This window comes from Neobacillus sp. BF23-41, from assembly GCF_041106275.1.
On sequence record NZ_JBGBPR010000003.1, the window covers coordinates 149,699 to 175,727 of the forward strand.

Sequence of the window (26,029 nt, forward strand, 5' to 3'; positions counted from 1 at the left end):
ATTAACAGTAAAAATGTGTGATTATCAAATATCAATACTTGTGGTAGCTTATTCTTTTTTTTGAAAAAAAGTCTTAAAAAGACTTTCCACAGCAGAGGCGACTGTTTTTCCACCTGCAATTACTTCATTCTCTAATTTTGGCAGGTGGTTCATAATCTCAGGATGATGATAAAAATGATAGTGCAACTGATCCGTAATCATTGCATGTAGCCATTCTCTTGATTGGGCATTCCTTCTATCTTCCAAGACTCCAGTGAACTTTCCTCTCGATTCAAAAGCTTGAATAACTTCCCATATCTTATCAATACCTTCTTGAGTCAAAGATGAACAGGTATGGGCTTTTGAAATCCAACCTTTTGTCGCTGGCTGCAGAAAGTGAAGGATTCGATTATAATCTTTCCTTGTCAATTCAGCCTTTTGTTTATTATCCCCGTCTGCTTTATGGACAATTATCGCATCAGCAAGCTCCAGGATCCCTTTCTTCATGCCTTGCAGTTCATCACCCGCCCCAGTCAGCACCAGCAGCATAAAAAAGTCGACCATATCCTTGATGATAAATTCACTTTGTCCGACGCCGACCGTTTCTATTAATATCACATTAAACCCCGCTGCCTCACAAAGCAGCATCGATTCTCTTGTTTTTCGATGAACACCACCGAGTTTTCCTGCCGATGGTGACGGACGGATAAACGCTCGTGGATTCCTTGCTAACTGTTCCATACGCGTTTTATCTCCCAAAATACTACCACCCGAGATACTCGAGGTTGGATCAATTGCTAATACAGCCACCTTTAGACCCAAACTGCAGAGATACATTCCAAACTCTTCGATAAAAGTACTTTTCCCAGCACCAGGCACCCCAGTAATTCCAACCCTTATCGAGTTTCCGCTGAAAGGCAGCAATCTTTGAAGTAACTCTTGTGATTTTTGGAAATGATGCTCTGCATTACTTTCTACAAGAGTAATAGCACGAGCAAGCAATCCTCTGTTTCCTTTTAGCACCCCGTCAAATAATTCTTCAACTTCTAGTTCGGAAGAGTTACGCTTTTTAAATCGAATATTTTTTTGCAAAGAAGTTGCTTGACCTTCAAGTTCCTCCCCTTTTCTTACCACACTTGAGCAAAGTTCGGGCTTTCTTGGATCGCTCCATTCAGGTTTTTGATCTGCAGCCATTAGTCTGCCACTTCCTCATAACCGAGTTGAAGATAAATTGATTTGATTACTTTTTGCGCTGCTATCGGAATCACTGTCCCAGGTCCAAAGATAGCCACTGCTCCGTTATCGTATAAAAATTGGTAATCTTGTGCTGGAATAACACCACCAATAACCACTAAGATATCTTCACGTCCTAGTTTTTTCAGTTCAGCTACTAATTGTGGCAATAGCGTCTTGTGCCCAGCAGCAAGCGAGCTCATACCAATGACATGGACATCGTTCTCAATTGCCTGCAAGGCCGTTTCTTCTGGTGTTTGGAATAATGGACCAATATCAACATCAAATCCCAAATCAGCAAATGCAGTGGCGATGACCTTTGCCCCGCGGTCATGTCCGTCCTGACCCATTTTTGCAATCAGAATTCTTGGTCTTCTACCTTCATTCTTCAGGAATTCGTCGGACATTTCTTTTACTATCAAAATTTCTGCCTCATTACTAAAAGCTTTACTATATACTCCGCTAATTGCATGGATGACCGCTTTATGTCGATTTGCTACTTTTTCGATGGCATCGGAAATCTCCCCAAGAGTTGCCCTCTCTCTTGCCGCCTTGACAGCAAGCTCCAAGAGGTTGTACTTACCTGTTTCCGCTGCTTTCGTTAAGGCGGTTAGCGTTTCTTCCACTTTTTTGTCATCACGATTAGCTTTTAATACATTTAATTTTTCAATTTGTTTCAAACGAACCGCTGTATTATCGATATCTAAAATATCAATTGCTTCTTCTTTCTCAAGGCGATAACGGTTGACACCAATGATGACTTCTTTTCCAGAATCAATTTGTGCTTGCCTTCTAGCGGCAGCCTCTTCAATTCTCATTTTTGGAAGCCCAGTCTCAATGGCTTTAGCCATGCCACCTAGACCTTCAATCTCCTCAATATGTGTCCAAGCTCTATTAACCAATTCATCTGTCAATTTTTCAACGTAATAGGAGCCTGCCCACGGATCAATAACATTTGTAATCCCCGTTTCTTCTTGCAAAAACAATTGCGTGTTACGAGCAATCCGAGCAGAAAAGTCAGTTGGCAGTGCAATCGCTTCATCCAAGGCGTTTGTATGCAGGGATTGGGTATGCCCCATTGCCGCAGCATGTGCTTCAATTAATGTACGTGTAACATTATTAAAAGGATCTTGCTCTGTCAAACTCCAGCCAGATGTTTGCGAATGGGTGCGTAACGCTAATGATTTTTCATTTTTAGGATGAAAAGATTTCATCATTTTTGCCCAAATCAATCGAGCGGCACGCATTTTAGCTACTTCCATGAAATAATTCATCCCAATTGCCCAAAAAAAGGATAATCTTGGTGCAAATGAATCTATTTCAATTCCTGCCTTGAGTCCCGTACGTACATATTCCAGACCATCTGCTAGTGTATAAGCTAGTTCTAAATCAGCTGGTGCACCAGCCTCCTGCATATGATAGCCCGAAATACTAATACTATTAAACTTTGGCATGTATTTTGACGTATATTCAAAAATATCAGCTATTATTTTCATTGACATTTCCGGAGGGTAAATATAAGTATTACGAACCATATATTCCTTTAAAATGTCATTTTGTATGGTTCCCGCCAGCTTCTCCTGACTTACACCTTGTTCTTCAGCCGTCACGATGAAAAAAGCAAGAATGGGTAGAACGGCCCCGTTCATTGTCATTGAAACGGACATTTGGTCTAAAGGTATCCCCTCAAATAACGTCTTCATATCAAGGATAGAATCAATGGCCACCCCTGCTTTACCGACATCTCCGACAACACGTGGATGATCAGAGTCATAACCGCGGTGGGTGGCTAAATCAAAGGCAACCGATAATCCCTTTTGCCCCATCGCTAAATTTCTGCGATAAAAGGCATTGCTTTCCTCTGCAGTTGAAAAGCCTGCATATTGTCTCACTGTCCACGGCCGATTAACATACATCGTTGGATAAGGCCCTCTTGTATAAGGAGGGAGTCCCGGCAGATTGTCTATATGCTCAAGGTCTTCACGATCTTCTTTTGTATAGAGTGGTTTTAAACTGATTTGTTCATTTGTCTCGAACAGTAAATCATTAATGGAGGTATTTATCTCTTGGTGTACTTTTTGCTGCCACTCTTCTTTAGTCATAAAACTTTGATTGTCAAATAAAGAAATATTTTGAAAATCAGGCTTTTGTTTCTTCAACCTTGCTCACCTCCAGGTCGTTAAGGATTGACGTAAGCGTTTCATAGCAATTGCTTTTCATATGGATAAACTGCTTAATACCAGCATCCTTCCATCGGTCCAGTCCTTCTTTTTCTGGAAGGCCTGCTAAGTAAAAAATCAACTCAGGGAATTCCGTTTTTAGAGCAGGCAGGATTTCATAACCGATTATTTCATATTGTTCATTCGTACCGCATAAGCAATAATACTTGGCAGGAGTTTCTAAAATAAATTGTCTAGCTTCCTCTAAAGATAATATCGGCTTACTTTCGGCTGCTTTCAAACCGCCTGCTGCAAGAAAGCCCTTCATAAAATCAAGTCTTGCTTTATGCTGCTTTAATCCACCAAGACAAATCATCCCTACAGTCGGCTTTGAGCCTAATTTTACTTCGAGATCCTTTGCCTTTTTTCGCAATTCTTCAAATGGTTCTGCCAATCTCAGATCCGGAATGGCCTCCATTTTTATTAACGAGTTTTCCATATTAGTAAAACATGAATTTCTCGTTTGAGTTTTTTTATGCGTAACAATTTCATCCAGATTAGCGTAGACATTTGTTCCAACAATGCTTTTCTTTCTTGTTTGAACATCTTGATTCTTTTTTTCATAGACAACAGCAATCTCCTGCTGCAGCCAATTTGTTTTTAAAGTTTCTAGAATGCCACCATTTGCTTCAATTTGTTGAAAAAATCCCCAAGCTTTTTCAGCTAAGTCATTGGTTAGTTCTTCTACATACCAAGAACCTCCAGCAGGATCAATCACTTTTGTTAGATGTGCTTCTTCCTTCAAAAGAAGTTGAGCATTTCTAGCAATTCTTTCCGAAAACGAAGTGGCACCTGTGAGATCATCGAAGGGTCGCACATGCAAGTATTGAATGCTCCCAACCACGGCCGCAAAGGCTTCATTTCCAGCACGCAGAAGGTTTACATTCGGGTCATTTACTGTTTTTGTGAAAGAAGAAGTTTCAGCAGCTATATGCATCCTGCCCATATCATCAGTAGATCCGTAAACATTACTTATTCGATTCCAAAGTACTCGAGCGGCGCGAAGTTTTGCAATTTCCATAAAAAAATTGCTGCCAATCGAAAATTGGAAGATCATTTTTGCAAAGATTTCATCCAATTCCATGCCTGCATTCTGAAGGTTTTCAAGATAAAATATCCCTTCGGCCATTGCGATCCCTAGTTCTTGAACAGCGCTCGCCCCACCATTATGATATGGAGCAGTATCTATTAGAATTGTACGCACATTAGGTAATTTCTCATTTGAGTGGACAATGTTTTTAACCCAATCATTGAAAAATTCCTCAGAAATACATCCCTCTTCAGCGAAAATGGCGACGGGATCAGCTCCAATATATCCTCGGAGTTTGTCGATAGCCCCTTCTTGTTCCGCCATTCTTTCTAATTTCGAAAGGAAAGCAATTTGTAAACTTTTTGCGTTAATTGAAAATGGATATTGGAAATAGGATTCTCCTAATAATTTTGCTAGGTTTGTTTCGACTTCTAGTAAAGCTTTTGAGACTTTAAATGAAATAGCCGTTTGGCCTTTATTAAATGATTGTCTGAGTTTCTGCTCCAACTCTTCTGCGGTTTGATAGGAGAGTTGTTGGGCGACCACCCAGTCATTCGTCAAGTAACCTAACGGGTAGGTCCCTCTTCTAAAATCTGAACCTCCTGGAAAATCAGGTACTGGTCTCTCATCTTGATGGGTATAAAGCGGTTTCAAAATAATGTTTTCATATGTAGTAGTTTGTAAGGATTCAACCGTTTTTCCTTTTAAAGATTGCTCTGCTTTAGTTTTCCATTCATGTGTGGATCCTGAAGGAAAAGACTGATTCTTTATTTTTTCCAAACTTTTCATCCCCCTCCCATTATACATAATTGAAATAAAATTCAATTAATTCTACTAAGTACTATTTTATGGTACAAACACAATTCAAGCAATTAAAAACAAAATAACCGCTGCCAAGCATGGAAGCGGTTGTTTTGTTTAGTAAATCGAAGTTGTTGATTTTGATGTATTTTCAAGTATTTCTTTTACGCGTTGTAGGAATCGGCCGCAAACAAGTCCGTCCAACACTCTATGATCAAGTGACATACATAAATTCACCATATCACGGACAGCAATCATTCCATTATTCATGACAACTGGACGCTTGACGATGGACTCCACTTGCAAAATGGCTGCTTGTGGATAATTGATGATACCCATTGATTGAACAGAGCCGAATGAACCTGTGTTGTTTACGGTGAAGGTTCCGCCTTGCATATCTTCTGATCTTAGCTTTCCAGTTCTCACTTTGACAGCAAGTTCAGAGATTTCACGTGCAATCCCCTTAACTGTTTTTTCATCTGCCTGTTTAATGACAGGAACATAGAGAGCATCGTCCGTAGCTACTGCTATCGAAATATTGATATCTTTCTTTTGAATGATTTTATCTCCCGCCCACATCGAATTGATTTGCGGGAATTCTTTCAGAGCTTGCGCAACGGCTTTGACAAAGAAAGCGAAGAAAGTTAAATTGAAGCCTTCTTTTTTCTTAAATTCATCTTTGAGGGAGTTGCGGTACTCCACCAAATTAGTTGCATCCACTTCAATCATTGTCCAGGCATGCGGTGCTTCGTGTTTACTGCGCAGCATATTAGCGGCAATCGCTTTGCGGATGCCTGTCACAGGGATTTCAATATCACCGACTGCAACCGGAATATTAACAGCTTGTGCAGATGCTGTAGGCGTAGAAACTGACTGAGCTGCTGCTTGTGTTGGTGCTTCCACAACTGCTGGCTCTTTGTTAGCCTCAACATTTTGTTCTGCAACTGGAATATTTCCTGATTCAATTAATTTTAATAGATCTTTTCTGGTAATTCGCCCGCCAGCACCGGTGCCTGACACCTTTGTTAAATCGATCCCATGTTCTTGAGAAATTTTTAGAACTGCAGGTGAATAACGGGCCTTGTTTCCTTGGTCCACTGGTTCTGCATTTACTGCAACGCTTTGTGCAGCGGCATCGCTTGTTACCAAAGCCGCAGTTTCCTGGGGAGTCCCACCTTCCATTTCAATCGTGCAAATCATTTCACCAACTGCTAAGGTTTCACCTTCTTCTGCAATTAACTCCTTAACCACACCTGTAAAGGAGGATGGAACTTCTGCATTTACCTTATCTGTCATAACCTCTGCTAGGGGGTCGTATTTATTTACTTTATCGCCAACGGATACGAGCCACTTACTAATCGTACCTTCGGTTACACTTTCCCCTAACTGAGGCATTTTGATTTGTTCAATTACCACTTTTTACACCCTCTTTTTCCTTAATACTCAGCTAATTCGCGCATGGCTTTTTCGACTTTATCCGGATTTACCATAAAGAATTTTTCCATTGTTGGAGAATACGGCATTGCCGGTACATCTGGTCCAGCTAAGCGCATAATTGGTGCATCTAATTCAAATAAGCAATTTTCAGCTATGATCGCAGAGACTTCACTAATAATGCTGCCTTCTTTTGTATCCTCTGTAACAAGAAGGACCTTACCCGTTTTCGATGCAGCTTCAATGATTGCCTCTTTATCAAGCGGATACACGGTCCTCAAATCAAGAATATGTGTTGAAATTCCATCCTTCGCTAATTTTTCAGCCGCTTGAAGGGCAAAATGAACACATAGGCCATAAGTAATAACAGTAATATCTTCTCCTTGGCGCTTTACATCCGCTTTTCCGATTGGAAGAGTGTAATCATCAGTCGGGACCTCACCTTTGATTAGTCGATAGGCCCGTTTATGCTCGAAAAATAATACCGGATCATTGTCTCGGACCGCGGCTTTTAATAGCCCCTTCGCATCGTATGGTGTGGAGGGCATCACAATTTTCAATCCAGGCTGATTAGCAAAAATAGCTTCAACTGACTGGGAATGATAAAGTGCACCATGAACACCACCGCCATATGGGGCACGAATAACCATCGGACAGCTCCAGTCATTATTAGAGCGATAGCGGATTTTTGCAGCTTCCGAGATAATTTGATTAACTGCCGGCATAATAAAATCGGCAAATTGCATTTCGGCAATCGGTCGCATGCCATACATCGCTGCACCGATTCCTACCCCAGCAATTGCTGATTCTGCAAGAGGTGTATCAATGACACGCTCTTCCCCAAATTGTTCATACAATCCTTGCGTCGCCTTAAACACACCGCCTTTTAAGCCAACATCTTCACCAAGAACAAAAACCCTTGGATCTCGTTCCATTTCTTCTCGCATTGCCATTGTGATTGAATCAATATATGAAATTATCGCCATGTTTCATCCCCCTTACAAGTCCGCATAAACATATTTCAGTGCTTCTTCCGGTGCAGAATACGGAGCATTTTCTGCATAGTCAGTCGCTTCATTCACTTGCTTCATCACGCGGTCATTGATTTCCTTCTCCAACTCATCATTCATGACACCAGTTTCCTTTAAATAGGCCCCAAAAGTTATAATTGGGTCTTGTGTTTTGGCTTTTGCAACCTCATCTGGAGCACGGTAGGAACGGTCGTCATCATCAGAAGAGTGTGGAGTTAGACGATACGATATGGTTTCAATCAATGAAGGGCCTTCCCCACGACGGCCACGCTCCGCTGCTTCCTTTACAACTTTATAAACTTCTAATGGGTCGTTCCCATTAACAGTAAAGCCAGGCATACCATATCCAATCGCACGATCTGAAACCTTTTCACACGCTAATTGTTTTTCGATTGGGACAGAGATCGCGTACTTGTTATTTTCACACATGAAGATAACTGGAAGTTTATGTACCCCTGCAAAGTTTGCCCCCTCATGGAAATCCCCTTGGTTAGAGGAACCCTCTCCAAATGTTACAAACGTAACCAGGTCTTTTCTTTCCATCTTCCCGGCAAGGGCAATTCCAACTGCATGTGGTACCTGAGTTGTAACTGGCGAAGAACCTGTGACAATCCGATTTTTCTTTTGGCCAAAATGGCCAGGCATTTGACGACTACCAGAATTAGGGTCTTCTGCTTTTGCAAAACCGGATAGCATCAGTTCCCTTGGAGTCATACCAAAAGCCAATACTACCCCCATATCACGATAATATGGAAGAACATAATCTTTTTCACGATCTAGTGCAAATGCCGCTCCCACCTGTGCTGCTTCTTGACCTTGACAAGAAATAACAAATGGTATTTTACCAGCGCGGTTCAATAACCACATCCGTTCATCAATTCGGCGGGCTAAAAGCATAGTTTCATACATTTCCAATACTTTTCCGTCGCTTAAACCTAAAGCATCATGACGCTTTTCTGTCATTTATTTCTTACCTCCCAATTGTTCGTTATTCGAAAAGCGGAAGTGCCTTGTTAAGGGGCGACAAGCATAAGACTAGCGCTGACAGAAGGCGTACTTTTTGCCTTCCGAAGCGATTGGCTTATGTCTCGAGCCCCTAGGCACTGTAGCTAGACACTAACACTTTTTCAAAGATTTAAACTTTTGCTTTTATTAAGAATGGATTGCTTTCCCATCAACTGCGAGTGCAGCTTCACCAATTGCCTCTGACAAAGTTGGGTGTGGATGAATTGTATGTGCAATTTCCCAAGGTGTCGCATCTAATACCATCGCAAGCCCTGCCTCGGTAATCATATCCGTTACATGTGGACCAATCATATGCACCCCAAGAATATCATTGGACTTCTCATCAGCAACAATTTTTACAAATCCATCAGATTCTCCAAAAACAAGTGCCTTCCCAATCGCACGGAAAGAAAACATACCAATTTTCACTTTATGACCTTTTTCTATTGCTTGATCTTCTGTTATCCCGACGCTTGAAACTTCTGGATTACTATAAATACATCTAGAGACCAAATTATAGTCAAATGGAGTAGGATCTTTCCCAGCGATATGTTCAACAGCTACAATCCCTTCATGTGAAGCAACATGGGCCAGTTGTAATCCACCAATCACATCACCAATCGCATAAATATGCGATTCTTTTGTTTGAAAAAATTCATTTGTTAAAATAAAACCCTTCTCCACTTGTATTTCTGTATTATCAAGCCCAATTCCTTCTGTATTTGCTTGACGTCCAACCGAAACTAGAATTTTTTCTGCTTTAAACTCTTTCAAAGCACCTTTAACTTCTGCAGAAATTGCCACGCCATTATCCTTAACCAACGTTTCTGGGAGCACTTTTGCACTGGTAACAAGTTTAATTCCCTTTTTCTTCATTAAGCGCTGCATTTCTTTTGAGATTTCCTTGTCTTCTGTCGGAATAATGCGGTCAGCATACTCAATAACCGTTACTGTCACACCAAAATCAGATAACATAGACGCCCATTCAATTCCAATTACACCCCCACCAACAATAATGATGGAACTTGGAAGTGTTTCTAACTGCAATGCTTCATCAGACGACATTATATATTCTCCATCAATTTCAAGCCCTGGAAGTGTCCTCGGTCTAGAACCTGTTGCAACAATTACATTTTTCGGTAGCAGCATTTCATTTTCTTTCCCGTTATTCATTTCAACAGAAATTGTACCCGGCATCGGCGAAAAGATGGATGGCCCCAAGATTCTGCCTAATCCCTCATAGACATCGATTTTGCCCTGCTTCATTAAATGCTGAACGCCTTTGTGAAGTTGTTCAATTATTTTATTTTTCCGATCCTGTACTAAACTAAAATCAACCGTTACATCACTTGTGATAACTCCAAAATCTTTACTATGTTTGGTTGTTGCATAAACTTCCGCACTTCTAAGCAGCGCTTTACTTGGAATACATCCTTTATGTAAACATGTCCCGCCAAGTTTTCCTTTTTCTACAATAGCTGTTTTCAATCCAAGCTGAGAGGCCCTAATGGCAGCTACATAGCCACCAGTTCCCCCGCCAAGAACGACCAAATCATATTCTGTTGCCATTTTCTTTCCTCCCCATGTACCTTAAATTTTAGCTGTTTTAAATTTACCTGGATAAACTTTTTCCTCTTCTTCACCTCGTAAGACTCGAAGTGCTCCTTCAGCTAAGGCTTGAAGTTCGTTTTCCCCTGGCTGAACAATAACATCAGCAATCCAATTAATTCGATCGGTGATAGATTTCACAAATCCTTTTCCGTAGGCAAGGCCTCCAGTCAATATAATTGCATCTACTTTTCCTGATAATACTGTACTAGCAGCCCCAATTTCCTTTGCTACTTGATAGGCCATTGCATCATATACAAGCTTTGCCTCATCATCACCAGCTGCTATTCTTTGTTCTACCTTTACCGCATCATTAGTTCCTAGGTAACCAACAAGGCCACCTTGGCCAACAAGCATCTTCATTATTTCATCACGGTAATATTCCCCCGAATAACAAAGTGCTACTAAATCCCCAACTGGAACGGTTCCAGCACGTTCAGGGCTAAATGGCCCATCTCCATGAAGACCATTATTTACATCAATTACCTTACCATGTTTATGGATACCAACGGTAATCCCACCACCCATATGGGTAACAATTAAATTCAAGTCATTGTATTTTTCCCCTAATTCCTTTGCTACCCTTCTTGCGACTGCTTTTTGATTCAAGGCATGAAAGATACTTTTCCGTTCAATTAAGGAAAATCCAGAAATTCTCGCTAGTGGTTCAAGCTCATCAACAACAACAGGATCAACGATGAAGGAGGGAATATTTAGTCCAGAAGCGATTTCGTTTGCAATGATTCCACCAAGATTTGATGCATGCTGTCCGGCGTAACCAGACCGAAGATCTGCTAACATCACATCATTAACGGCATAGGTTCCACCTTCAATTGGTCTAAGCAAACCCCCACGGCCACATACAGCAGACAGCTTGGAAATATTTATCCCTTCATTATCCAGTATTTCCAAAATTGTTGTTTTTCTAAATTCATATTGATCAATTATATTTGCAAAAGAGTTTATTTCCTCTGAATTATGACGAATTGTTTTTTCTAAAATGGAAATATCATTATCGAAAACCCCAATTTTCGTGGATGTCGAGCCTGGGTTGATGACGAGAATCCGATATTCATTATCTTGCAACGTATTTGACCTCCATTTTGGATTTCTTATGATTGAAGTCGAATGGTAATTTAATATAACTATAAGTGCCCTATGAAAGGCAAAGACGCTGAATACCTATTCAGCGCTCTGCGGATATATTTTTGTAAATTCAAATTTTAACTCTTTGAATTTAGATAACTGTCTAGCTCCAGTCCATACGCCGCTAAACGGGCGCTTCCGCTTTTCTTGTTTATCTTGATATTCTATGACTTAAGATATGATGTCCATTTTGCAGGAATTGGCTTCTTGAATTACGAATCCTTGCAATTCTTTCTTCTGCCATTCGATTAGCTGCTACGTAAGTAGGTATGCCATCACGTTTTGAAATTTCGATTACTTTTTCAATCGTTGCATAGAGTTGTTCAACCTTTTTCATTGCCCGTTCTTGGTTGTAACCATAGAGTTCATCAGCAACATTGATTACGCCGCCAGCATTAATAACATAATCGGGAGCATAAACAATTCCCATTTCATGGATGATATCACCGTGACGGGTATCTTTTAATTGATTGTTTGCCGAACCTGCAATAACTTTTGCCTTTAGCTGTGGAATCGTTTCATCATTAATTGTTGCTCCTAGAGCACATGGCGCATAAATATCACATTCTACACCATAAATTTCATCAGGGTCTACCGCAAGTGCACCAAATGCTTCAACCGCACGGTTAACAGCCTCTTTATTAATATCCGTTACAATGAGCTGAGCCCCTTCTTCATGCAAATATTCACAAAGTGTATAGGCTACATTTCCAACACCTTGAATGGCAACTACTTTTCCTTCAAGCGAATCAGATCCAAATGCCTCTTTCGCCGCTGCTTTCATTCCGCGATAAACACCGAATGCTGTTACAGGGGAAGGATTGCCTGATGAGCCAAATGCTGGAGAGATCCCCGTCACATAATCTGTCTCTTCGTGAATTAAATCCATGTCAGCTACTGTTGTGCCTACATCTTCTGCTGTAATATATCTGCCATTTAAGCCTTGGATGTAACGGCCGAATGCACGGAACATCTCTTCATTCTTATCTTTTCGAGGATCGCCGATGATAACGGTTTTACCGCCGCCAAGATTTAAACCTGCCGCAGCATTCTTATAAGTCATTCCTTTTGCTAAGCGTAGGGCATCTTCAATTGCAGCTTCTTCAGATGCATAAGTCCACATACGTGTTCCACCCAATGCTGGCCCTAAAGTTGTATCATGAATAGCAATAATTGCTTTTAATCCAGATTGTTTATCCTGGCAGAATACTACTTGCTCATAATCGTATTGTTCTAAGTACTTGAAAATTTCCATGTAAAATTCCTCCTCGATTATTGACTATCTATTTGTTGTTGCATAGCATAATGCCAGTGCAAGAGAATAAAGCTTACTTTCAGCAGAATCAGCTCTGGACGTTAACACAATTGGTGCCTTTGCTCCGGCTATCACCGCACCGACTTTTGCATTTGCGAAATATATTAATGATTTATATAATACATTGCCTACTTCGATAGTTGGTACTAATAAAATATCTGCATTTCCCGCCACTTCACTATGAATTCCTTTGTGTTCGGCAGCCAGTGTTGATACTGCATTATCTAAAGCTAATGGGCCGTCTACAATACAATCAGATATTTGTCCTCGTTTATTCATCACAGTTAATAATGCTGCATCTAATGTAGCCTGCATTGCCGGATTAACTACTTCCACGGCAGCAATAGGGGCCACTTTAGGTATTTCTATTCCAATCGACCTCGCAAGGGAAACTGCATTCTTAATTATTTGTGCTTTCTGTTCTAAATCGGGAGCAATATTCATTGCAGCATCTGTTACAATCGTAAAACGATTGAAGCCTGGAACCTCAAATGCAGCAATATGTGATAAAACATTTCCAGTCCTAAGTCCGTATTCCTTATTCAAGACTGCCTTTAAGAAAATATTGGTTGGAATATTACCTTTCATTAAGACATTTGCTTCTTTGTTAAAAACGGCCTTTACAGCTAATTCTGCAGCAGCAGCATTAGAATTTGCATTGATAACTTTTAGATAATTATTGCTAATGTTTTTCTGTTTTTTTAATTCAATAATTGAATTTATTTTTTCTTCATCACCAAATAGAATAAAATTGGCAAGATTCTGGTCTAATGCAGCTATAACCGCTTCAATGACTTCTAGATCTTCTGCAGCAGCAACTGCAACAGTGTTTGAACTTACTTGGGCTGCTTTGTTAATTAGTGAATCCAGCAACAAGTTGTCATCAACCCTTTCTCCTCTTACTGCAACTCCCATAATGTAATATGCAATTTCCGTGCCAAATAAATCCCAATGAAAACGCTTTATTATTCATTCTTAAGTGTGAAACAATTTTCATGATACGAAATTTATTGCATGCTATTCTTTTCAATGTTGTTTTTTTCAAGCTTATAATATAAATTCCTCACAGACAATCCCAGCGTTTTCGCTGTCAATGTCTTATTTCCATTTAAGCGAAGAAGTGTCTGCTTAATAATTTTCGTCTCATATTCATCCATCATATCTGATAAGGAACGGTCTATCACAAAGGAATCATTACTGTAGCTTAAAGAAGGTTCATTTGTGCTTTTTTTATTTTTTAGCTCTGGTAGATGATTAACATCAATAAGGAGCTCATAATAATTCATAAAAATAATCGCTCTGCCAAGGATATTTTCTAATTCTCGAACATTTCCTGGCCAGTCATAGTCCATTAACTGGTGTAACGCTGCCGGTGTGATTCCTTCAACGTTTCGTCCATAGTCCTGGCTTATTTTTTGAATAAGCCGCTCATTTAAAAGAGGAATTTCCTCTTTTCGCTTCCTTAATGGAGGGATATGGATTGGCATTCGATTTAAACGATAATATAAGTCTTCCCGAAAGGAGCCTTTAGCAATACCCTTTTCTAAATTGACATTAGTTGCCGCAATAATTCTTACATTAATGGAAATTGGCTTTGTCCCACCGACTCGGATAATTTCTTTTTCTTGAAGTACTCTCAGTAATTTTGCTTGCGTATTCACTGGAAGTTCACCAATTTCATCGAGAAAAATACTCCCATTATTAGCTTCTTCGAAAAAGCCTCTTTTTCCTCCTCTCATTGCACCAGAAAAAGCACCTTCCTCATAGCCGAATAGTTCACTTTCTAACAATGTTTCCGAAATTGCTGCGCAATTGACCCGAATAAATTTGTTATATTTACGGTCGCTTGCATTATGTATAGCATGGGCAAACAATTCTTTCCCGGTTCCTGATTCACCCCTAAGGAGAACGGTTGCAGGTGTTTTCGCTCCTAGTTTAGCTTGTTCAATCGCGAGCATCATTTCATCAGATTGAGCAATTATATCCTCAAAGGTGTATTTCGCTTCAAGCTTGCGGATCAGTTGTCGTGCTCGGTTCAATTCTCTATTCAGTGATTTTATTTCGGACATATCATGAATAACGCCAACACTGCCTTTTAATTTCCCTTTTACGATAATCGGGGCCACATTTACGATTACTTCGCGTTTGTTTGGCCCTACTCTCATCGGAACGCCGCGTACAGCTCTTCTGGTTTGCAACACCTTCATGTGCATACTCTCCCCTTCAGAAATATCTGCTGTAGCTGGTTGACCAATAATCTGATCATGGGACAGTCCAGTAATACGGGAATATGCTGGATTAATAAGAATGCCTCTTCCATTTTCATCCACAACAGAAATTGCATCATCACTAGAATGGATAATGGCTTGCAGCATGGTTTGAATTTCCTTTAAATCCGTAAGTTCCTCAGCAAGATTAACAACCTCAGTAATATCTTTAAAAACAGCAAATGCACCTATTAAGGTCCCATTTTCCTCGATAATTGGAATACGGGTCGTAATGATTTTTCTATCATTACTCAGAACCATTTCTTGGTTTGCTTCAATTCTTCTTGTTTCTAAAATTTGAGGCAGCCTTGTTGTTGGAATAACATCAACAACAAATTTCCCAATTGCCTGTTCACTCTTTACACCCATGATTTCTTGTGCCCGTTTGTTGAATAAAATGACCTTTCCATACTTATCAATAACGATCATTCCATCATTTGCAGCATTAAAGATTAGTTCCTGCTGGTAGGATTCATTTTTGTGCTTTTCAATTAGCTCCTCTTTTTCTTGCATAATTTTTGCGACCAGAAATGCAACGCTTCCTGGAATCAGAATGGTATTTTGACTTTTAGATTTTCTAAGTTCATGGAAAACCGTATCATTTCCTGTTACTTCAATGATAATATCAATAGGATCTGCTAAAAATGGGCGCCAGTCTTCCCCTGTTTTTATCCCTTCTTCTTGTGCGAATAAAACCCCCGGTGCATCCATGTTCCGATCAATTACCACACTGACTTTTAATACTTCAGATTCTTTTAAAATTTTTAAGATTGCCGTACCACCTTTTCCAGCACCAACAATCATGACATTTTGCATTTTTTCTACCCCTTTAAGAAATTTTTTTCATATCATCTTAAGAAAAATATGCAACTTTTTTCATATCTATTTTATAACCAATCACAATCCTTGACAAATTTTATCTATATAATAATATTTTGATGAGATATAATCTAAATATGACATGATATTACAGTAAAATTTGAAACTGGAAGGATTTATTTATGAAGCGAATAATTGCCCTCATCATAGTATTGATTCCTGGAATTTTGGCCGCTGTTGGTATTAAATTAATGCGTGATATGTTATTCGGGATTTTACAAGCCCCCTTCCCTAATTTATTGATTCAATTTCTAGCTGGGCTTATCTTTTTTGTCGGCGGTCTAGGTTTTGTGGCAGGATTTATCTTTCATCGAGACCGAAAAAGAAGCAAGGTTCAAAAAAGATTTAAAAATACAAAATAAAAAGAGGCCACTACGGTCTCTTTTCATATTGTTTTCGTATTTTTAACGCTTTTACTGGATCATCCGTAATAAACGCCGTGCAATTAATATTAAAAAGGCGATGCATATCCATCTCTTTATTAACAGTATATGGCCGTACGGCAATCCCGTTATTTATTGTATTTATGATAACATCATCAGACATGACTGAGTATTTTGGATGGATCCCCTTTGCTCGGATCGCTTGGGAATAAATCCATGGCATGTAGATGCCTTCAAGAAAAAGAGGGGCTATTTCAATTTCAGGTGCTAGGCTGTAACTATAAACAATACTATAGTGATTAAAAGAGGAAATAATAATCCGATCCATTAAATTAAATTTTCGAACAAGTTGAATGACTTTTTCTTCCATTCCCTTATAGGGAAATAGCGCATTCTTTAATTCAATATTACATAATAATCTATTGGAAGTCAGCCACTCAAGAACTTCAGCTAATGCAGGTATGGGTTCTTTTTTGCTTTTTAGATTGGCATTCAATTTCCGAAGATCTTTATATAAGAAATCTTTTACAAATCCATTCCCGTTCGTTGTTCGGTCGACTTTTTCATCATGAATAACAACTAATTCGCCGTCTTTTGTTAACTGAACATCTAATTCTAACCCGTCTGCACCTGCTTTTTCTGCTTCACGAAAGGCTCCTAATGTATTTTCTGCAAAAGAAGCCGAATAGCCACGGTGCGCAAAAATCTGAGTCATATTTTCACTTCCCAACTTTCAAATTGGAGGAATTTCAAATGAAACCATTACAGTTATCAACAGAAACAGCAATTAAGCTATCCCAAAAGTTAAATGTGCCGATAGAACAGATTATGCATATGCCCCAACATATTCTCATCCAAAAACTGATGGAATTGGAGAAAGAGAAGGAAAATTAAGTGCCACTATGTTGATTTGGGCGCCTGAGAGCGGAATTCAACAGCCACTTTTAAAGAACCTACGGAAAAAAAATAGCCTTCATTTCTTTCGATGAAGGCTTACAATTAATTATTATTTCAAGATGCCTTGTGTTCAAGCCTCAATTTATCCGCAACCATGGCAATAAATTCAGAATTGGTCGGTTTTGCCTTAGACATGCTGACAGTGTATCCGAAAAGCGAGGAAATGGAATCAATGTTTCCCCGGCTCCAAGCCACTTCAATAGCATGACGGATCGCTCTTTCCACACGGCTCGCTGTTGTATTATATTTTTTGGCGATATCTGGATACAACACTTTCGTAATAGACCCTAAAAGTTCGATATCGTTATATACCATTGAAATGGCCTCACGTAAGTACAGATATCCTTTAATATGTGCTGGGACACCAATTTCATGAATGATACTTGTAATACTAGCATCCAAATTTTTAGGTTTTTGCTCAGTTTGAGAACGATAAGTTGTTGATGTTGATTTTCGTGTAAATGAATTGTTATTTCCGCTAACTTGTCGAATATGGCTTCCTAAATTCTCCATATCAAATGGTTTCAAAATAAAGTAGGAAGCACCAAGTTCAACTGCTTTTTTTGTCACATCTTCCTGACCAAAGGCAGTGAGCATAATGACGTTTGGAAGTACACCTTTTTTAAGGTCACGGAGGCGCTCAAGTACAGCCAAACCATCAAGGTGCGGCATAATAATATCCAGAACTAAAACGTCAGGGTCGGTTGTCGATAACATTTCTAGACACTCTTGTCCATTATGAGCAATTCCTGCAACTTCCATATCATCTTGGGACGAAATAAAGTCCTCTAATAATCCAACTAGCTCCCTATTGTCATCAACGACACAAACTTTAATTTTCTTCACTTCTAGTTCCTCCTCGGGTTTAAATCATAAAATCTATTTCATCTAACATTTCTAATCAGTTGTATTCTCCTAATTCTATTCTAAATTAGAAATTCGACAATGCAACAAAAATTCCTCTCATTTTTTTAATATTTCTTAAAATAGTGATAAAATCTTATCTTATCTTTGTTTTTCTCACCTTTTCGACGTAAAACGCGTTATTTCTAAAATATGGATGTTTTTTGTCGAAAAATATTTATGTAAAAAGCAAAATAGGGGGATTTTCCTATTTTGCTCCAATGTCCTAACTCGCTTTATTCTTTGGCATTTCATATATGTTAATTCCAGCTTCATTTAACATCCATTCAATGTGTACCCCGTATCCTGAGGTTGGATCATTAACAAAAACATGTGTAACTGCTCCAATTAGTTTTCCATCTTGAATAATTGGGCTGCCGCTCATCCCTTGAACAATACCTCCTGTTTTTTTAAGGAGCTTAGGGTCGGTTACTTTTATTACCATGCCTTTGGTTGCTGGAAACTTTTGCGGGATTGTGCTGACAATTTCGATATCAAATTCTTCTACTTGGTCATCATTAACGACCGTTAATATCTTTGCAGGTCCTTCTTTTACTTGATGTGATAATGCGATAGGAAGTGGTTTATCCATAACACCATTTTTTAATTCTTTTACCATTTCACCAAAAATACCAAATGGGCTGTTCTTTTGGATATTACCAACGATTTCTCGGTCCGAAGAAAAGCGGGCAAGTTTTTCACCAGGGTCTCCGTTACTTCCCTTTTCAATGGAAGTTACGGTAGACCGAACAATTTGTCCATCTTCAACAACAATTGGCTGTTTTGTATCCATGTCTGATATTACATGCCCAAGGGCACCATATTTCTTAGATTGTGGATGAACAAAAGTCATTGTTCCAATTCCTGCAGCGGAATCTCTAATATATAAACCAAGCTTATAAATATTTTCCCCTTTGTCTTTTAATGGGGTTAATTGTGTAGTAAATTTTCCACTTTCCCGACTAATAACCATATCGAGGGGTTTTCCTTCTTGTCCAGCGGTTTGTACAAATGGTGCTACATCTGACATTTTTTCAATTTTATTACCGTTAATTTCAGTAATGATATCCCCAATTTTTATACCTGCAATTTCACCTGGAGATTTTTTTCCAGATATAGTATTGATTAAATGGTGGCCCACAACCAAAACGCCGACTGTGTTTAATTTTACGCCGATTGACTGCCCGCCTGGAATGACTCTAAAATCCTTTAAGACGCGTACGTCAACCTTTTTTATAGGAATCCCTGCAAACTCTAACAGCATTTCATTTTTTCCATTTTCAGTTGCCTTCATTGAAACCGTATGTTTTCCTTGATCAAGTGTAATATTTGAATTGTGAGAAACCAAAGCGGCTGATACCGGGGCAGCCTTTTGAAAATTATAGTCTTGTCCTTCAAAAACTGTAATCATCTTAGGTATCGCAAGGTATTGCTGTATAGGCTGAAAAAAAATAAGGCTAATTAATGAAACAAGGAGAATTCCACCAATAATCTTTCTAATTATTTCTAACTTCAAATTCTTCACTCTCCTCGCTTCTTTTCATTACATTGAAATGGCTACATCTTTAATTTTGCCTCCTTGACAATCATTTATAACTTGGTTCTACATAAAAAAGCTACCCGAAATGGATAGCATTACAATTTTTATTAAAAATATAGAAATTTTAGCCTTTTTACGGCAAATGTTTCAGTTTAGTGACTTGTCAAAGCACTTCCACTTTTTTTGTTTTCTGCAGCTAAATGTAATAATTCTTCTGCATGTTTTTTAGTGAGGTCGGTTATTTCTGTTCCAGATATCATCCGGCCAATTTCATTAATTTTTTCATCAATCTCTAACGGGGTCACAGAAGTTTTCGTTCTCCCCCCTTTTATGATCTTTGAAATGAACAAGTGAGTATCAGCCATGGCTGCCACCTGAGGCAGATGAGAAATACACAAAACCTGTGATTCGGCAGCCACCTTATAGATTTTCTCCGCAATCGATTGGGCAACCCTGCCGCTCACACCAGTATCTACCTCATCGAAAATAATGGATGTTACTCCTTGATGCTTGGAAAAAATACTTTTTAATGCCAACATAATTCTAGATAATTCCCCTCCAGAAGCAACCTTTGATAAGGGCTTCAATGGTTCTCCGGGGTTAGTTGAGATAAAAAATTCGACATGGTCTACACCGTTTTTTGTAAATTGAATGGTATTTGATTCAAAACGAATTTCAAAAACAGTTTTCGCCATATACAATTCTTTTAATTCTTTATGTATTAACCTTGTTAGTTTATCAGCCCATTTAAGACGAATTTCAGTTAACTGCTTCGCTTCAAGGATTAAGTCTTTTTTTACAGAAGTTAATTCTTTTTCTAATTCGCTTATATGTGTTTCTTTATTTTGCAATGTTTCAATTTCTTCTTCAATATTTGCAGCATACTCTAATATTTCATGAATTGTTTTTCCGTATTTTCGTTTGAGCTGATTAATTTCATTCAACCGGTCTTCGATTTCATGTAACCGTTGCGGGTCGAACTCTAACATATCTAATTCATTTCTTAAAGCACGCGCCGCATCTTCTAATTGGTAGTAGCTATTCGAGACAGATTCGTAGATGTCTTTATACGCCGTATCAAGTGCCGCAGCGTCTTCTAGGTGTCCCATAACCATACTAATCCAATCCAGCCCTTTTTGTTCTCCCTGCAAGGCTGTATGGCTGGACTGAATGGCTCCAAATACTCTTTCGAAATTAGTTAGTTTTCTTTTTTCCTCAAAAAGATCTTCATCTTCATTGAGCTTTAAATTTGCCTTTTGAATTTCATCCAATTGAAACTGTATTAAATCTAACCGATGGGCGGTTTGTTGATCATTTTCACTTAATGCTTTTAACTTTTGGAAGGTTTGCTCATAACGACGAAATACTTGCTGATATTCACCTTGCGAAGGTACTATATCATCTGCTCCAAATTGATCTAGCAGTGTTAGGTGTCTTGAGTCATCCATTAACTCTTGATGCTCATGCTGACCATGGATATCAACGAGTGTTCCTCCGATTTCCCTGAGAATGGAGATTGTCACAAGCTTTCCATTCACACGGCAAACACTTTTACCGGTTTGGGCAATATCTCGTCGTAAGATAACCGTTCCTTCGTCAATGTCAATCCCGAATTCTAAAGCTTTAGCAATTATCGGATGTTTGTTATCATCAATCTGAAAAAGCCCTTCGATTTCCGCCTTTTCCTCTCCATGACGAACAAATTCTGCAGACCCTCTGCCACCAACTAATAAATGAATAGCATCAATAATGATTGATTTACCTGCACCCGTTTCACCCGTTAAAACCGTTAATCCCTTTGTAAATGTTACAGATAAGGCTTCGATAATAGCGAAATTTTTAATTGATAATTCTGCTAACAAGGAACATTCCCCCAATTAAAGCATATCTAGGAACCGGTTTGTGATAACTTCAGTATCTTCCGGTGTTCGACAAATGATTAACATTGTGTCATCCCCACAGATGGTCCCTAATATTTCATCCCAATCGAGATTATCGATTAGTGCGCCAATTGCCATGGCATTACCTGGCAGGCACTTCATGACTAGCAAATGACCTGCCGCATCAATCCGTACAAACGCATCTATTAATGATCTTTTCAGCTTTTGTAATGGATTAAATCTTTGGTCAGCAGGTAAGCTGTACTTATATCGTCCATCGCTTAATGGAACCTTTACAAGATGTAATTCTTTAATATCCCTAGAAACGGTTGCTTGTGTTACATTATAGCCAGCACTCTTTAGTTCATCCACTAACTCGTCCTGTGTCTCGATATCATTAGTAGCAATGATTTCTCTTATTTTAATATGGCGTTGGCCTTTGTTCATTGTTTCACCCCATAATAGTTAAAACATCTAAGTAATATGCACTAACACACTCTTATACACATGTTAGCCGATTTTTACAAGCTTGTACATTTTTTCTTGTGTAAAAAGGGGGAATTTTCATTCCAAAAGAAGAAAAGGATAAGCATAAGCCTACCCTTCTGAATTTTGTTTTGTTTTAAATTCCACGTGTGATTCCTTTACAATTCCAATGGGGGTGACAAGTAATTGATTAACTCCAATTTCCCGTTCCCCTTCCCATTTTAGATGGAGCAGGTACTCAATGTTCCCATCCCCGCCAGTGATTGGTGAAAAGGATAAGTTTTTTATTGTGTATCCTTGCTGAAAGGCAAAATTAATGATTTTATCAATTACTTGTAAATGTACTTTTTCATCACGAACGATCCCCTTTTTACCAACCTGTTCACGTCCAGCCTCAAATTGCGGTTTTACTAGTGCTATGACGTCACTTCCAGGGACTAAGAGTGTTTTTAAGACAGGTAATATCAATGTTAAGGAGATAAACGATACATCGATTGTGGCGAAATTTGGCATCTCTCCATTTAAATCGGCAGGTGTAACATAGCGGAAATTTGTCCTCTCCATTACTATGACACGTTCATCCTGTCTAAGTTTCCAAGCAAGCTGATTATAGCCTACATCCAAAGCATAGGACATTTTTGCACCGTTCTGTAATGCACAATCGGTAAAGCCGCCAGTTGAAGATCCAATGTCGAGCAATACTTTGTTCGTAACACTCACATCAAATACCTTCAAAGCCTTTTCAAGCTTTAATCCACCACGGCTTACATACGGAAGGATCTTCCCTTTGATACTAAGTGGAATATCCGTTTTCACCTTTTCTCCTGGTTTATCCAACCGCTCTTCGTTTGAATAAACTAGCCCTGCCATAATCGTTCGTTTTGCTTTTTCTCTGGTTTCAATTAAACCTCTTTCTACAAGTAAAACGTCTAACCGTTCTTTATTTTTCATATTTTAAGCCCTTTGTTGTTTTTTTCCAGCTAGTATAGAAACCCGTTTGATTACTTCTTCCGTCGTTAAACCAATTTCTTTAAGAAGTGAGTCAACATCTCCATGTTCAATAAATTGGTCCGGGATTCCGATTCTGTCGATGTGCGCGTGATAAAATCCTTGGGTTTGTGCGTACTCCAGAACTGCACTCCCAAACCCCCCTTGTAAAACTGCTTCCTCAATGGTAAGAATCGGCATATTTTTCACAAGTAGATGAGTTAGCATTTTTTCATCCAAAGGCTTGATAAACCGGGCATTGACAACTTTGACGGAGATCCCCTTCTTTTCAAGCACCTCAGCTGCTTCTAAGGCCATTGGAATCGTGGTTCCAAAGGTTAGGATAGCCGCATCATCGCCCTCTTTAAGAACCTCCCACGTCCCAATTGGAATGGCTTGAAAATCCTTATCCAATGGGACACCAAGTCCATTCCCACGCGGGAATCTCATGGCAATGGGACCGTCATCATAATTCAGTGCGGTGTAAACCATATGCTGACCTTCATTTTCATCCTTTGGCATCATTAACACCATATTAGGGATATGCCTTAAAAAAGCAATATCAAAAACTCCTTGATGGGTTTCACCATCCGCACCCACCAATCCAGCACGGTCGATTCCAATAAAGACATTTAAGTTTTGACGGCAAATATCATGAACCACCTGATCATAAGCCCGCTGTAAAAAGGTGGAGTAAATCGCCAGAAAAGGCTTCATATTTTGTGTAGCTAATCCCGCAGCGACTGTCGCTGCATGCTGCTCTGCAATCCCTACATCATACATTCGCTCAGGGAACTCACTCGCAAAACCTTCGAGTTTAGAACCAACAGGCATAGCTGGTGTAATCGCCACAATCCTTTCATCCGTCCTGGCAAGCTTTCGAACCGATTCACTGACAAGGCTGCTCCATGCAGGGGGCGGTGTCTTTACCGGCTTTACGAATGCACCTGTGTCCATTTTATATGGTCCTGTTCCATGCCATGTACCTGTTTTATCACTTTCTGCCGGCTGATAGCCTTTTCCCTTTTTGGTGATGACATGAAGAAGAATCGGACCTTCTGTCTTTTTAGCATAGCTGAAGTTCTCAAATAATGCTTCAAAATTATGACCATCAATTGGGCCGAGATAGGTAAATCCCAGTTCTTCAAAAAACATACCGGAAACAAATAAATATTTAAGGCTGTCTTTCACTCTTTCAGCGGTTGCCGCTAATTTCCCGCCCACTGCAGGTACTTTTTTCAACAGTACCTCAAGCTCATCTTTCACCCATTGATACTTTCCAGCCGTCCGCAATTGACCAAGAATATTATGAAGAGCACCAACATTAGGAGCGATTGACATTTCATTATCATTTAAAATGACAATCATATCTTTTTTCTCATGACCAATATGATTTAAGGCTTCTAACGCCATTCCACCTGTTAAAGCCCCGTCGCCTATAACTGGAATAACAAATGATTTTTCCTTTTTTAAATCTCTAGCAATTGCCATTCCCATAGCTGCAGAAAGAGATGTGGAACTGTGACCTGTTTCCCAAACATCATGCTCGCTTTCAATCCGTTTAGGGAAGCCGCATAAGCCTTTATATTGCCGTAAAGTATCAAACTCACTTGCTCTGCCCGTTAATATTTTATGAACATAAGATTGATGTCCCACATCCCATATAATCTTATCTGTAGGACTGTTAAAACATTTATGTAAGGCTATGGTTAATTCCACTACACCTAAATTCGGTCCAATATGGCCTCCAGTTACAGACAGCTTTTCAATCAAAAATGTGCGAATTTCTTGACTGAAAGCCTCTAATTCGATATTCGACATGCCTTTTAAAAAGGCTGGGTCTTTTATTGATAACAGATCCATGTTTGGACCACTCACTTTCATACTTTTATACATTCTTCTTTTTGCCATTGTGTTATATTACACATTTAAATAATTAAGTATTGATTAAAAAATAGCCGCTAACACGCGAGTGATAACGGCATTGACAACGTTTTCTACAATGAAAACAATTATAACACACTTATTTCAATGCCTCAAATCCCGTTTTCTAATGGTCTCTTGAAGCAACTAATTCCGTTATTTCCATCAAAAGGGTCGTATTCAAGCCTGTCATACCCAGATATTCCTTCGACAGGTTTATTTGTTTATTCAAGGCTGCAATTGCCCCTTCTAACGATAACAACTGCGGATACGTACTTTTATTATTGGAGGTATCACTGCCAACAGGTTTCCCAATCAATTGCTGATTCCCCACCAAATCAAGAATATCATCTTGGATTTGAAAAGCGAGACCTAGATGATGGGCGAAAGAGGAAAGATTTTTTAATTGTTCCTGATTTGCACCCGCCATTATTGCTCCTCCCAGTACGCTAAATCCGAGCAGCTTACCCGTCTTATGAATGTGTATATACTCAAGTTCTTCGAGAGTTAAGGATTTCCCTTCTCCTTCCATATCTGCAACTTGACCGCCAACCATTCCTTCCGTTCCAGATGCCTTTGCCAACTCAATCACTAATTTTAGTTTTGTATCTGCTGAAGCGAATTCAGATGGAATATTCCCGATTACCTCAAAGCTATATGTTAATAAAGCATCTCCTGCTAAAATCGCAATAGCATCACCAAAAACTTTATGATTTGTGGGTTTTCCTCTTCTAAGGTCATCATTATCCATGCTTGGCAAATCGTCGTGGATTAGGGAATATGTATGAACCATCTCAATGGCCGAAGCAGCAAGAAGCCCATTTTTGGGGTCTACCCCAAATGCTTCTAGAGTAGCGAATAATAAAAGGGGGCGAATTCGTTTACCTCCTGCTTCAAGTGAATAGATCATTGATTCCTTAATAATAGGAGGGGCGTCAAGCTTATTAACCAGAGTCCGAAGCTCCGAATCAAGCTGAAGTTTATATTCTCGTGCAAATACATCTAGTAACCCGGTTCCCAAGT

Annotated in this window: 21 protein-coding genes; 2 read left to right on the top strand and 19 right to left on the bottom strand. The window is 39.2% G+C overall.

What is annotated here, in order from left to right; translation table 11 throughout:
* Positions 1-48: 48 nt before the first annotated feature.
* The 11 genes from meaB to AB7942_RS06590 all read right to left on the bottom strand — a co-directional run bounded on the left by meaB (position 49) and on the right by AB7942_RS06590 (position 15,884).
* Positions 49-1,173 carry a methylmalonyl Co-A mutase-associated GTPase MeaB gene (meaB, locus tag AB7942_RS06540; RefSeq protein ID WP_369446248.1) on the bottom strand — a complete coding sequence of 375 codons (1,125 nt, stop codon included), beginning with the start codon at positions 1,171-1,173 and terminating at the stop codon, positions 49-51.
* Positions 1,173-3,371, bottom strand: a complete 2,199-nt coding sequence (gene scpA, locus AB7942_RS06545; protein ID WP_369446249.1) for a methylmalonyl-CoA mutase — start codon at positions 3,369-3,371, stop codon at positions 1,173-1,175. The genes meaB and scpA overlap by 1 nt, the downstream gene beginning before the upstream one ends.
* Positions 3,352-5,250 (bottom strand): methylmalonyl-CoA mutase family protein, encoded by a 1,899-nt coding sequence (locus AB7942_RS06550; protein ID WP_369446250.1) that lies wholly within the window; start codon positions 5,248-5,250, stop codon positions 3,352-3,354. Before AB7942_RS06550 ends, scpA begins: the two co-directional genes overlap by 20 nt.
* Positions 5,251-5,379: 129 nt before the next feature.
* Entirely contained in the window at positions 5,380-6,678 is a 1,299-nt protein-coding gene (locus tag AB7942_RS06555) for a dihydrolipoamide acetyltransferase family protein (RefSeq protein ID WP_369446251.1), read from the bottom strand.
* Positions 6,679-6,698: 20 nt separating this feature from the next.
* Positions 6,699-7,682, bottom strand: a complete 984-nt coding sequence (locus tag AB7942_RS06560) for an alpha-ketoacid dehydrogenase subunit beta (RefSeq protein WP_088088900.1) — start codon at positions 7,680-7,682, stop codon at positions 6,699-6,701.
* Between the two features lie 12 nt (positions 7,683-7,694).
* Positions 7,695-8,690, bottom strand: a complete 996-nt coding sequence (locus tag AB7942_RS06565; protein ID WP_088088901.1) for a thiamine pyrophosphate-dependent dehydrogenase E1 component subunit alpha — start codon at positions 8,688-8,690, stop codon at positions 7,695-7,697.
* Between the two features lie 189 nt (positions 8,691-8,879).
* The gene (gene lpdA / locus AB7942_RS06570; RefSeq protein ID WP_369446252.1) at positions 8,880-10,301 is read right to left on the bottom strand and encodes a dihydrolipoyl dehydrogenase; all 1,422 of its coding nucleotides are present in this window, start codon (positions 10,299-10,301) and stop codon (positions 8,880-8,882) included.
* Between the two features lie 21 nt (positions 10,302-10,322).
* Positions 10,323-11,426 carry a butyrate kinase gene (gene buk / locus AB7942_RS06575; protein ID WP_369446253.1) on the bottom strand — a complete coding sequence of 368 codons (1,104 nt, stop codon included), beginning with the start codon at positions 11,424-11,426 and terminating at the stop codon, positions 10,323-10,325.
* A 211-nt stretch (positions 11,427-11,637) separates the two neighbouring features.
* The gene (gene bcd / locus AB7942_RS06580; protein WP_098931493.1) at positions 11,638-12,741 is read right to left on the bottom strand and encodes a branched-chain amino acid dehydrogenase; all 1,104 of its coding nucleotides are present in this window, start codon (positions 12,739-12,741) and stop codon (positions 11,638-11,640) included.
* A 24-nt stretch (positions 12,742-12,765) separates the two neighbouring features.
* A complete protein-coding gene (gene yqiS, locus AB7942_RS06585) occupies positions 12,766-13,677 on the bottom strand; it encodes a phosphate butyryltransferase (protein ID WP_369446437.1) in 912 nt (303 codons plus the stop codon).
* Positions 13,678-13,808: 131 nt separating this feature from the next.
* Entirely contained in the window at positions 13,809-15,884 is a 2,076-nt protein-coding gene (locus AB7942_RS06590; protein WP_369446254.1) for a sigma 54-interacting transcriptional regulator, read from the bottom strand.
* A gap of 185 nt (positions 15,885-16,069) precedes the next feature.
* On the opposite strand from AB7942_RS06590, the gene AB7942_RS06595 reads away from it, so the two are divergent.
* Complete coding sequence (locus AB7942_RS06595; protein WP_088088906.1) at positions 16,070-16,309, top strand: DUF2627 domain-containing protein; 240 nt, start codon at positions 16,070-16,072, stop codon at positions 16,307-16,309.
* Between the two features lie 10 nt (positions 16,310-16,319).
* On the opposite strand, the gene AB7942_RS06600 is transcribed toward AB7942_RS06595, so the two are convergent.
* Complete coding sequence (locus AB7942_RS06600) at positions 16,320-17,045, bottom strand: glycerophosphodiester phosphodiesterase (protein WP_088088907.1); 726 nt, start codon at positions 17,043-17,045, stop codon at positions 16,320-16,322.
* 38 nt (positions 17,046-17,083) lie between these two features.
* Between AB7942_RS06600 and AB7942_RS06605 the strand changes: the two genes are divergently transcribed.
* Positions 17,084-17,224 carry a YycC family protein gene (locus AB7942_RS06605; RefSeq protein ID WP_088088908.1) on the top strand — a complete coding sequence of 47 codons (141 nt, stop codon included), beginning with the start codon at positions 17,084-17,086 and terminating at the stop codon, positions 17,222-17,224.
* 117 nt (positions 17,225-17,341) lie between these two features.
* On the opposite strand, the gene spo0A is transcribed toward AB7942_RS06605, so the two are convergent.
* From spo0A to AB7942_RS06640, 7 genes are all read right to left on the bottom strand, one after another.
* Positions 17,342-18,133, bottom strand: coding sequence for a sporulation transcription factor Spo0A (gene spo0A, locus AB7942_RS06610; protein WP_088088909.1), 792 nt, complete (start codon positions 18,131-18,133; stop codon positions 17,342-17,344).
* Positions 18,134-18,416: 283 nt separating this feature from the next.
* Complete coding sequence (gene spoIVB, locus AB7942_RS06615) at positions 18,417-19,706, bottom strand: SpoIVB peptidase (protein ID WP_088088910.1); 1,290 nt, start codon at positions 19,704-19,706, stop codon at positions 18,417-18,419.
* A gap of 176 nt (positions 19,707-19,882) precedes the next feature.
* Positions 19,883-21,592, bottom strand: coding sequence for a DNA repair protein RecN (recN, locus tag AB7942_RS06620; protein WP_369446255.1), 1,710 nt, complete (start codon positions 21,590-21,592; stop codon positions 19,883-19,885).
* A 15-nt stretch (positions 21,593-21,607) separates the two neighbouring features.
* A complete protein-coding gene (gene ahrC, locus AB7942_RS06625) occupies positions 21,608-22,057 on the bottom strand; it encodes a transcriptional regulator AhrC/ArgR (RefSeq protein ID WP_088088912.1) in 450 nt (149 codons plus the stop codon).
* Positions 22,058-22,207: 150 nt separating this feature from the next.
* Entirely contained in the window at positions 22,208-23,047 is an 840-nt protein-coding gene (locus AB7942_RS06630; protein WP_369446256.1) for a TlyA family RNA methyltransferase, read from the bottom strand.
* 3 nt (positions 23,048-23,050) lie between these two features.
* On the bottom strand, positions 23,051-24,946 hold the full coding sequence (dxs, locus tag AB7942_RS06635; protein WP_369446257.1) for a 1-deoxy-D-xylulose-5-phosphate synthase: 1,896 nt from the start codon (positions 24,944-24,946) through the stop codon (positions 23,051-23,053).
* 187 nt (positions 24,947-25,133) lie between these two features.
* Positions 25,134-26,027, bottom strand: a complete 894-nt coding sequence (locus tag AB7942_RS06640) for a polyprenyl synthetase family protein (protein WP_369446258.1) — start codon at positions 26,025-26,027, stop codon at positions 25,134-25,136.
* Positions 26,028-26,029 lie beyond the last annotated feature (2 nt).